This is a genomic window from Ruminococcus sp. AF17-1AC (assembly GCF_003461385.1).
GTDB classification, from domain to species: Bacteria; Bacillota; Clostridia; order Oscillospirales; family Ruminococcaceae; genus Hominimerdicola; species Hominimerdicola aceti.
This window is the reverse complement of record NZ_QTWZ01000004.1, coordinates 183841-194116: the sequence shown is the minus strand read 5'-3', so window position 1 is coordinate 194116 and position 10276 is coordinate 183841. Positions and strand designations below refer to the sequence as shown.

Genomic DNA, 10276 nt, shown 5'->3' with positions numbered 1-10276 from the left:
TCGCCTATCGAATTTCTTAATAATAGTGTCCAATATGATTGACAAACCTACACCATGGCTTGTCGGCAATATTTTTTTCACTATATTTTTTCATATTGTTCATATCAATATAATATGATTTACGCACTCTATGAAAAGCAACAAAAAAGTGCCATTTTTCGCACTTTTTAGGCTAGCACCTACAAAATTCATCATGATAATTTGTACAAATTTAGTCTTGCAAAAACGTTTAAAATAGTATATAATATGTTTATTAAAGCAAAGTGATTTTGTTTATAACACCAAACCAAATATCAAAGAAAGAAACAAATGTATGAAAATAAAAAAAGAAATAAACCTCTTTGCGGGAATGTTCACCGCAGAGGAAATATATCGCTATGGTGATATCATACTGCTGTTAGGTCATATAATATATCTTGTGCTGTTTTATCGGTTTGGAGTATACCAAATGGTATATTATAACTATTTCAGCGTAGCATTCTATGCAGTGATGTATTTCCTGCTTCATTTTAAGAAGATAGACAAAATGTCATTTACTTACCTTGTGCTTGGCGAGATAATAGTACACGCCTGCATGGGTGCTTATTACATAGGCTGGTCAGCAGGATTTACGCAGATAATGCTGTGTATAATACCTATTCCATTTTTCATTGCACAAAACAGGAAAGCGATACCATATATACTTTCGTCCTTTGATGTTGTTGTGTTCATAGTCATGCGTATCATAGTCACAAACAGGGTCGCACCTTACAGCTTTGATACCAGCAGAGAGAATATCTTATACATTTACAATACTCTATGCAGCTTTATTATAATTATCTATGTATCTTCCATATACATTTTCACAAATGAGCATAACAAGCGTGAAGCAAAAGCACAGAACGAAAAGCTTCAAAAGCTTGCCACTATCGACCCACTCACTCAGCTTTTCAACCGCCGTGCCATGATGGATTTTATCAAAAAGATAGAAAGCAACAGCCGCAGGACAAACAGCGTATATTCTATGTGTTTGGGCGATATCGATGATTTCAAGCACGTTAATGACACATATGGTCACGAAGTCGGTGACAAGGTACTTAGAGCGGTATCAGATGTTATAGCTGGAAACGTGCCTAGCGAGGGCTATGTGTGCCGTTGGGGCGGTGAGGAAATACTATTCGTTGTCCCAAATACAGACACAGAAAGCTGTGAGAAGATAGCAAAGAGCATTTGCCAGAAAATACATGAGTGTACATTTAAGGAAAATTCTCGAAGTTTCAATATATCCATGACTTTTGGAGTTTACTCAGTGACTCCGAACGAAAACTATGACGAGGGTATCTCAAAAGTGGATAAGCTGCTATACAAGGGCAAAAATCAGGGCAAAAACTGCGTTGTATCTAAATAAGATAAGGCAGTCGTGTAGGAAAAACTCCACGGCTGCCATTTTCATGCCTATTTTGCAGAGAGATATCCTCTCATGTCTACAGAAAGGCGTTCCTCAAGACATATAAGCTCCTTGGCAATGTTCTTGGACTTCTCGTCTGCCGCCTTATAATTGTTGAGATAACCAGACAGGGACTTCACGCCCATATTACAGCCGTCTGTTATAAAATCTGCCACAGCGTCGTCACTGCTCTCTGCCGCAAGCTTGAAGTTGGTTTTAAGCCATGCCATGCCCTTTGCCATAGCAGGCGGCTCTTTTCCGCTGTCATGATATGAATTTAAAAGTCCCTGAAGCTTCTCTTGTATCTCCACATGCCCTGCAAGATTTTTCTCTAACGTTCGCTTTAGCTCTCCGTTTGAAGTGTATTTCAGCGAATCCTCAATAGACTGCACGCCCATTTTTATTCCTGCATCGCACTCCCTGAGAAGCTTTATTGTATCCTTTTCTATCATCTAAGTTCGCTCCTTTCATAACTGCAAATAGTTTTCCACAAAAATTTTTCTTTATGCCTGCATAAATTCAGCTAAAACCATTGAAAAATCTTTAAATTTGTGATATAATTTCTTCATGGCTTACGCCTGAAGTATATAAGGGGGTATTTTAAATGGGAGAACACAAACATTACAAAGAGTCGGGCAAATTCAGCCCAGTTGGAGCAGTGCTCATGGTGCTTGCAACGGCAGTATGCGGCGGATTGCTTTTCTGGCTCTATCTGCTTTTTGAGGGCTGGTGCACTATCATCTATCTCAATGTTATCGCTGCGATAGCGGTGTCATGCGCACTTGGCTTTGTGGGAGGAAAGATAGTCAGAGCATTCAAAATGCGAAACACAGTTGTGGCAGTTGCCTGTGCAGTGGTGGGCTTTTTATTTGCCTCATATTTTAAATGGGCGCTGTATGATTACAACGATCTGAAAAAATATGGCTATGAGCTTATGGGTGAATACACAGCCTATGATTATTATGACGAGCTGAATATGCTTTTCGATGAAAACACAGACGGCTTCGGTGATTATTATGACTTTTATCACCAGACCAAGGCATATGATCTTTTCAGCAACGATTCAACAGGCGATTTTTCAGACGAGGACATTGCCACCATGCAGAAAAAGTCTGTATGGCAGTTTTTCGAGCTTGACAAGCTTCTTGGCAAGGATAAAAAATCCGCACAGAAAAGCCTTGAAAAGTCATACACCATGAACGCATATGACTACACCTACGATTTCAGAAAGTATGACAAGACAGGCCTTTTTGACATAATCGCACACCCATCTGACCTTTGGAATGATATAAAGTCTATCAACAAGGAGGGTCGCTGGTCTTACAAGTCATCACATTCATCAAGAGATAACGGCTCGCTTGTGAACGGCACGATCCTGTGGATAGTATGGGGCAGCGAATTTATCCTTCTGCTGGCTTTCCTTGTGGGCGGCGTGAGAATCAAGTCAAAAGAGCCTTTTATAGAGTCTGAGGACGATTGGGCAGAATACAAAAGCCTCAAGGGTGCATACAAATTCATGGTGCCTGAGGACATAAAGTCATTTAAGGTTTCAATGGAGCAAAGCCCTTACACGCTTTTTGATTATCAGACGGCTGTTACTCAATTCCTGCCTACATATATGGTGATAGATTGCTATGTGAGCAAGTCAGGCAATGAGAATTATCTAACAGTTTATCAGCAGACGATCAACCCTAAGAACAAGAACCCTGACACAAAAGTTCTCGTGAACAAACTCTTGGTTGACGGTGATTTCATGAACAGGCTCTATTCCCTTGCAAATTTTGCTCCGCAAATGCAGGACGTTCAGCAGACACCACAGTAAGGAAAGAATAAAGACATACAAAAAAAACACGGCTGAAAAAAAATATCAGCCGTGTTTTATTATGCCAATTTTTATATTTTACAGCCAAGCGCCGTAAATAGTTTCCCCTGTAAGCTCACGATATGAGCGCACTCTAAGATCCAGCATATCTGCTCTCGCCTTTGCAATGACCTGTGAAGGTGAATTGTAGTTCACCACTATGGCAGGCTCGCTGTGAGATGTGTGGTCAAGCTTATCCTTGACCGTTTCTGCTACCTCATAGCCCTGGGCTTTCATTGTAGGATTGCCCGAAACGATAGACCTGCTGTTAAGCTCCTGCGGCTTTATGACCATTACATTATCAGACTTTAGTGTTATGTCAAACTGAAAATCAGCCGAGTCGCAATACTGACCCATGCCTATAACCGTCACCTTTGCAGTTCCAACGTTCACGTTGTCAGAGTAAACTGTTCTGTAATCAACGTCAGGAATAAGTGTTTCGCCGCCAACAAAAACGTCAAATATCTGTGTTCTCTCCTTGCCAGTGTATGACATAGAGCCACGCATATTTGTGGTACAGCCCACAATAGTAAGCTTTGTTTTTATGCTCATATCCGCACTGTCGCTTCCCTCTTGGACACTGTCAACAGTATCAAGAAAAGCTGTTACTTTATAAACATATCTTGTTTTTGGAACAAGTCCATAGTCTGTAAATGAAGTGCCGTCTGTTACAGTAGCTATCTGCTCAAACTCTGCATCCTCAGCGTCGGTCTTTCTGTAAACATAATAGCCGTCAGCCTGCGACACCTCGTCCCATGTTAAAGTGAGCTTATCAGAGCAGATATCCTGCGACTTTACGTTATCAGGCGCGTTCAGAAGCACTGCCGCACTGCCTGTGACGTAAATATCGCCCTTGCTGTTGTCAGCAAAGCTGTTTCCGCTTATTTTAACCTGAGATTTCTTATTAGCTTTTATTCCGTAGCCTTTATTTTTATTGCAGGTGTTGTTGAAAAACTCCACAGAAGCGCTGTTGTCAGCCATAAGACCGCTTAGACCGTTTTCTTCAAGGATATTGTCAGAAGCCTTACCGCTTCCGCCAGTGAATATAAGTCCGTGATTTTTAGACTTCTTAACCGTGTTTTTTCTCACATCTGCCTTAGATTCTTTGGTTATCTTTATGCCGTTGGAGCCTGCGGAGGTTATAGTATTGCCTGATATGGTATTTTTATCAGAACCGCCTGAAACATAAACTCCCGACACGCCTGGCTTTTTAATGGTATTTGAGCTTACCTCATTGCCTGAACCACCGCTTATATAAACGCTGTTCTGCTTTGTGCCTGTAAGCTTATTTTTGGTCACAGTCACCTGTGACGATTCACTGAGCCATATAAGATCCATGGAATAATTATATCTGTCATAGTCATAGCTTATATCATTAGAACCTATGAAAATTCCCGAAACGTCCGTGAGCCTTACTGCCGAACCAGCTGTTTTTATAGTGTTGTCTACTATCTTCACGCCCTTTACAGTGTAGTTGTAATCAGGGTGTGAATATGACTTTTCAAGCTTTTTGCCGAATATCTGTATCGCATACGGCTCCGGATAATAATATGTACCCACAACGGTTATGTCGTTATTTCTTATTATGGTGTTGGCATTATCGTCAAGACGATCCTTTATGCCTGCATAGCCTGAATTAGGCACATGGAAATTTGCATTTTCATAATCGGTCATGTACTTGAAATCTATGGCACAGCCAACGTTTTTCATAGTGTTGTTTTCGATTATACATTTTTTATGATTAATAAGTACGATAGCCGTTCCGCTCATATTATAAAATGAGTTGCCTGATATAAGTGTATTAGTATAATATACACCAAGACAAGCTGAATGTGAGCCAAGACCTCTTATAAGGTCATGGAATTTGTTGTTCTTTATTACAGCATTGTCGCAAGGGGTATCATCAAAAGGCTCATATGCCGGGAAAACATCACTGTTACTTATGGTATCCAGCTGTATAGCCTCTTTCTGAAATGTTCCCGTATAACCATGAAAATCGCAATCCTCAATAGTGATGCCCTTTACACCGCCTATCTCAACATGATGACCATTGTAATTGTTTTTTATCTCAACGTTCTTTATCCAAAGGTTTTTCATGTGACCAAATCTCATATTAGAAAATGGTCTTGAAGTAGACGAAGGGTTGCCGTCCCAACAGCCTCCCTCGATAACGATATTTCTCTCGCTGCCATATCCGCCTGCACCATTTGCCTGAGCGTTCTTTATCATACAGCCCTTGTCAAAATTTCTGACAATAGTCGCTCCGTCCTCAAGATACAGCCAAGTGTTTGAATATATCTCCAAAAGCTTGTCTATCCTGTATTTGCCTTTTGGCACAACGACCTTTATCTGCACAGAGTTTGAGCCGTTGTCAATGGCATAGTCAAGGGCTTTCTGTATCGCCTTTGAGGAGTCTTTCTTTCCCTTTTTGTCTGCGCCGAAGTCAACAACATTCACTTCAAGCGCTCCCGAATATCCGCTTATTTCCGCTCCACTGGCTTTTGTGCCGGTGATAGTGGAATAATCATAAGCAAAGCACCTTACTGTCATAAGCATAATGGCGAGTAAACACGCCGCTGCAAAGGCAATAAAGGTGCGAGTTATCTTTGTCAATTCTCATCTGTCCTTTCGTTGTCTTGGGGTTATCGCTGCTCTCTTTTTGTTCCTTTTATCTTTTTTTGCAGAACATATTTTACACATATTCAATTATACCAAATCACGCCCCATTTGTCAACCGAAAAACGTCAAAAAGACGAAAGCAATAACTCACAAAGTCAGCGCACGATACTTGTGCGTTATCACCATAAAAAGCTGCGGTGAAAAGTTCCTCCGCAGCTTTTTACAAATACGTCTTTTTATCCCAGTGCCACATCCAGTATCATCATAAGCAAGAAGCCCAGCATTACGCCAACTGTTCCCATGTGACCTTCCCCCAGATGTGCTTCGGGGATAAGCTCCTCCACCACCACATAGAGCATTGCTCCTGCGGCAAAGGCAAGAAGCCACGGAAGAAGCGGTTGGACAGCACCTGCGGCAAGAACGGTGAGAAGTCCGAAAACAGGCTCAACAATTCCTGAAAGAGTGCCAAGGCCGAAAGCTTTCGCCCTGCCCATGCCCGATTGTCTCAGAGGCAGTGCGATAGCCGCACCCTCCGGAAAGTTCTGTATTCCCATGCCTATGGCAAGTGCGATAGCAGAAGCCAGCAGTACCGAGCTGTCATTATGTGCCGCCAGTGCAAAGGCAAGACCTACTGCCATGCCCTCAGGGATATTGTGCAGTGTGATAGCGAAAATAAGCATTCCCGAACGCTTTAGACCCCTGCGGACGCCCTCTTCCCTTTCAGGCTCAGGTAGAAAATAAGGCATTGCCTTGTCAAGCACCATAAGAAACAGCACGCCTAGTGCAAAGCCCCCTGCGGCAGGTATCCAGCCTATCCTGCCGAGAGCTTCCGCCTCGTTTATGGCAGGGATAAGCAAGCTCCACACGCTTGCGGCTATCATAACGCCTGCGGCAAAGCCTAAAAAGGCTTTCTGCACCTTTTCGCTCTGCCCCTCTTTTCTCATGAAAAAGACTACAGCCGCACCTAACGTCGTCATAGAGAATGTAAAGCCCGTGCCTGCCGCAGCCCAAAGTAGACCATTCATACTATTATGTTTCCTTTCAGACAGTATTATGTCAGATACAATGACATATCTTAGTCTATGAAAAGCCTTTACGCTGTGTGAAAAAGCCTCTGCCGACAAAATACATTAAATTTGTCTGAGATTTTCAGAATATGACCCGTCCCAAGTGAATATAATGTTCTCAGCAGGGCATTACAAGCCCTTTACGATCGTATGATCAGTTTATTTTTAGGAGGAAACAGACAAGATGAACACTATGGATCTTAAGCTTAACAGAGAGATGCTGTCAATGACACGGACTATCCTTGACGCCTCCTGCGAGCAGGCTGTGGAAAAGGATTTTCTGCTGCCCGACTATTATCCCGATATTTTCAGGGTACTAAAATGCGTTATCACACCAACAGTACAGAGCCATTCCATAAACGGCGGAAAGCTCAGCTTTGACATGGCGGCACTTATCAGGGTGCTTTACATCAGCCAGAATGACAAGCGGATAAACTGCATCGAGCAGAAAATGAACTACACAAAGTCTTTCGACCTGCAAGGGGATTGCGGCGACCCTATGATATGGCTCACGCCAAAATGCGATTATGTCAACTGCCGTGTGGTAAATCAGCGCAGACTTGATATCAGGGGTGCTGTAACTATCCACGCAAAGGTGACGGGCGAAGTAACTGTGCCTATAGTCACAGACGCATTCGGCTGCGGAATTCAGCTTAAAAAGGCGGCTGTTACATACCCTGCAAAACGTCTTACCGCAGCAAAGCGTATCACACTAATAGAGGAATTGCAGCTTTCTGCGGCAAAAGCCCCTGTTGGCACTATCCTGCGGACAGATTGCCGCATTATCCCACAGGAACACAAAATGATAGCAGGCAAGCTTGTGACAAAGGGCGACGCTGAGATAATGATGCTTTACTCCTGCGTAACTACCGATGGAGAAGAAACCGCTGAAACAATGCGGTTTACTCTGCCGTTCTCACAGATAATCGACATAGACGGCATTGACGATACTTTCACCGCAGATGTGAGGATAACCCCTGCAGGCTGTGATATCATACCAAAGTCTGACGATTCCGGCACACTTGAATGTGAGCTTGTGCTTCTTGTGAACTGCGTTGCCAAAAAGCTTTCCACCTGTGAGATCGTCACAGACGCATATTCCACCTGCTTTGAGTGCGAGGCTGAAAGGTGTGAAAGCAAGCTTGACAGCGAAAGCATAAAGATATCTGACAGCCACAGTGTTACTGCAAAGCTTTCCTGCCAGGATGGCGAGATACGCTGTGTTCACGACAGTTGGGCGACCCTTTCCAATGTGACATCAAGGCTTGACGAGGAAAAGAAAGCCTTTATCATTTCAGGAAGCGTGACGTTCTGTATTATCGGCAGGAACGAGGACGGCACTCCCCTTTATCTTGAAAACGATTCGCCTTTTGAGCATGAGATACCCCTTCCGGAGAATGTCAATGGTGAGATATCCATATCCCCTGACCTGTGCATAGAAAACTGCACATACTATCTTGCAGACGAAGCAACAGCGGAGCTTAAAGCCGATATCAAGATAGGCGGCGAAATGACTATTCAGCAGACAGGGACTATGATATCAGAGCTTAGGGTACTCACAGATAAGCCGAAAGAGAAAAATGACAAATACGCTCTGAAAATATGCTACTGCAATGAGAGCGACGACATCTGGGAGATAGCGAAAAAGTATTCAACTTCCATAACAGCCATACTTGAAGAAAACGAGCTTACCGACGATAAAATATCAAAACAGGGAATGTTGCTTATCCCATTAATGAACTAGGAGGACAGACACATGAAAAACGATATTTACACCGACATTGCCACACGGACGGGGGGCGATATCTATATAGGCGTTGTAGGCCCTGTCCGCACTGGAAAATCCACCTTTATAAAACAGTTCATGGAGCAGTTCGTTATACCGAACATTGAAAGCGACTACCGCAAGGAGCGTGCCATTGATGAACTGCCCCAGTCCTCCGCAGGCAAGACTATCATGACCACTGAGCCTAAGTTCATTCCTGAGGAAGCTGTGAACATCACCCTAGAGGGCGGAGCAAGCTTCAACGTGCGAATGATAGACTGTGTGGGATACATAATCCCAAGCGCCATAGGCTACATAGAGAATGAAGCCCCGAGAATGGTGGTCACGCCGTGGTTTGACACGGAAGTACCTTTCAACATGGCGGCTGAGGTGGGAACGCAAAAGGTCATAACAGAACATTCCACCATAGGTCTTGTGGTGACAACAGACGGCAGTATCACCGACCTGCCCCGTGAAGAATACGAGGAATGTGAGGAGCGTATAATCGACGAGCTGAAGCAGATAGGCAAGCCGTTTGTGGTGCTTATGAACACCACTGAGCCTTACTCTCAGCAGACAAAAGACCTTTGCGAACAGCTTTCCGACAAATACGGCACTACAGTTATGCCTATAAACTGTTTGGAGCTTTCGGAAAAAGAGATAAAAGAGATACTTACGCTTCTGCTATACTCTTTCCCTGTGAAAGAGATAAACATCTCAATGCCCTCATGGATAAACTCTCTTGACAAGGGTCACTGGCTGAAAGAAGCGGTTTTCGGACATATCAAGGAAGCGGCTTCGGCTGTGACAAATCTTCGTGACATTTCAGACTGTGCCGAAAAGATATGCTGCTGTGAGCAGGTATCATCTGGTTCGGTGGCTGAGATAGACCTTGGAAAAGGCTCGGCTGTCATAAAGGTGGAGCTTGACCCTGCGCTGTTTTTCAGGATAATAGGCGAAGCCACAGGGCTTGAGATAAAGGACGAAAACGACCTTATGCCGAGAATTCTGGAGCTTGTGAAGATAAAAGAGCGTTTCTCGAAATTCAGCTCTGCCCTTGATGAAATGGAGAAAACAGGCTACGGCATCGTTATGCCTGAAATGAACGAGCTGACCCTTGATGAGCCTGAGATAATAAAGCAGGGTGGAAAATACGGCGTAAGGCTCAAAGCCGCCGCACCAGCTATTCACCTTCTGAAAACCACTATCAACACCGAGGTCGCACCTATCGTCGGCTCAGAAAAGCAATCTGAGGAGCTTGTGCTTTATATGCTCAACGATTTTGAGGAATCACCTGAAAAGATATGGGAGTCAAACATTTTCGGCAAGTCACTCCACGAGCTTGTGAGCGAGGGTCTGCACACAAAGCTTTCAAAGCTTCCTGAGGACGCACGCATGAAGATAAAAGAAACTATTGAGCGCATGATAAACGAGGGCTGTTCGGGACTTATCTGTTTTATTCTCTAAGAGTTTCATAAATGAAAATAAACTGATCCACCAAAAAAAGCGTTACACTGTGAAAAGTGCAACGCTTTTTA

General features: G+C 43.5%; 7 protein-coding genes. 4 read left to right on the top strand and 3 right to left on the bottom strand.

The window, feature by feature from the left end:
• The first annotated feature begins 313 nt into the window (after window positions 1-313).
• Window positions 314-1387, top strand: coding sequence for a GGDEF domain-containing protein (locus DWW81_RS04685; RefSeq protein ID WP_117896874.1), 1074 nt, complete (start codon window positions 314-316; stop codon window positions 1385-1387).
• Between the two features lie 47 nt (window positions 1388-1434).
• Here DWW81_RS04685 and DWW81_RS04680 read toward each other — a convergent pair whose 3' ends face one another.
• Window positions 1435-1878, bottom strand: coding sequence for a hypothetical protein (locus DWW81_RS04680; protein ID WP_022288477.1), 444 nt, complete (start codon window positions 1876-1878; stop codon window positions 1435-1437).
• Window positions 1879-2030: 152 nt separating this feature from the next.
• Here DWW81_RS04680 and DWW81_RS04675 point away from each other — a divergent pair, with 152 nt between their 5' ends.
• Window positions 2031-3248: a hypothetical protein gene (locus tag DWW81_RS04675; protein ID WP_117896873.1), complete on the top strand. Its 1218-nt coding sequence runs from the start codon at window positions 2031-2033 to the stop codon at window positions 3246-3248.
• Between the two features lie 78 nt (window positions 3249-3326).
• Here the strand turns inward: DWW81_RS04675 and DWW81_RS04670 are convergent, their stop codons facing one another.
• Together DWW81_RS04670 and DWW81_RS04665 are read right to left on the bottom strand one after the other, a co-directional pair.
• A complete protein-coding gene (locus DWW81_RS04670; protein ID WP_117896872.1) occupies window positions 3327-5900 on the bottom strand; it encodes a right-handed parallel beta-helix repeat-containing protein in 2574 nt (857 codons plus the stop codon).
• A gap of 242 nt (window positions 5901-6142) precedes the next feature.
• Window positions 6143-6931, bottom strand: a complete 789-nt coding sequence (locus DWW81_RS04665) for a ZIP family metal transporter (RefSeq protein WP_117896871.1) — start codon at window positions 6929-6931, stop codon at window positions 6143-6145.
• A 226-nt stretch (window positions 6932-7157) separates the two neighbouring features.
• Between DWW81_RS04665 and DWW81_RS04660 the strand changes: the two genes are divergently transcribed.
• Together DWW81_RS04660 and spoIVA are read left to right on the top strand one after the other, a co-directional pair.
• Window positions 7158-8717, top strand: coding sequence for an SPOCS domain-containing protein (locus DWW81_RS04660; RefSeq protein ID WP_117896870.1), 1560 nt, complete (start codon window positions 7158-7160; stop codon window positions 8715-8717).
• Between the two features lie 12 nt (window positions 8718-8729).
• The gene (spoIVA, locus tag DWW81_RS04655; RefSeq protein ID WP_022288481.1) at window positions 8730-10205 is read left to right on the top strand and encodes a stage IV sporulation protein A; all 1476 of its coding nucleotides are present in this window, start codon (window positions 8730-8732) and stop codon (window positions 10203-10205) included.
• The last annotated feature ends 71 nt before the right edge of the window (window positions 10206-10276 follow it).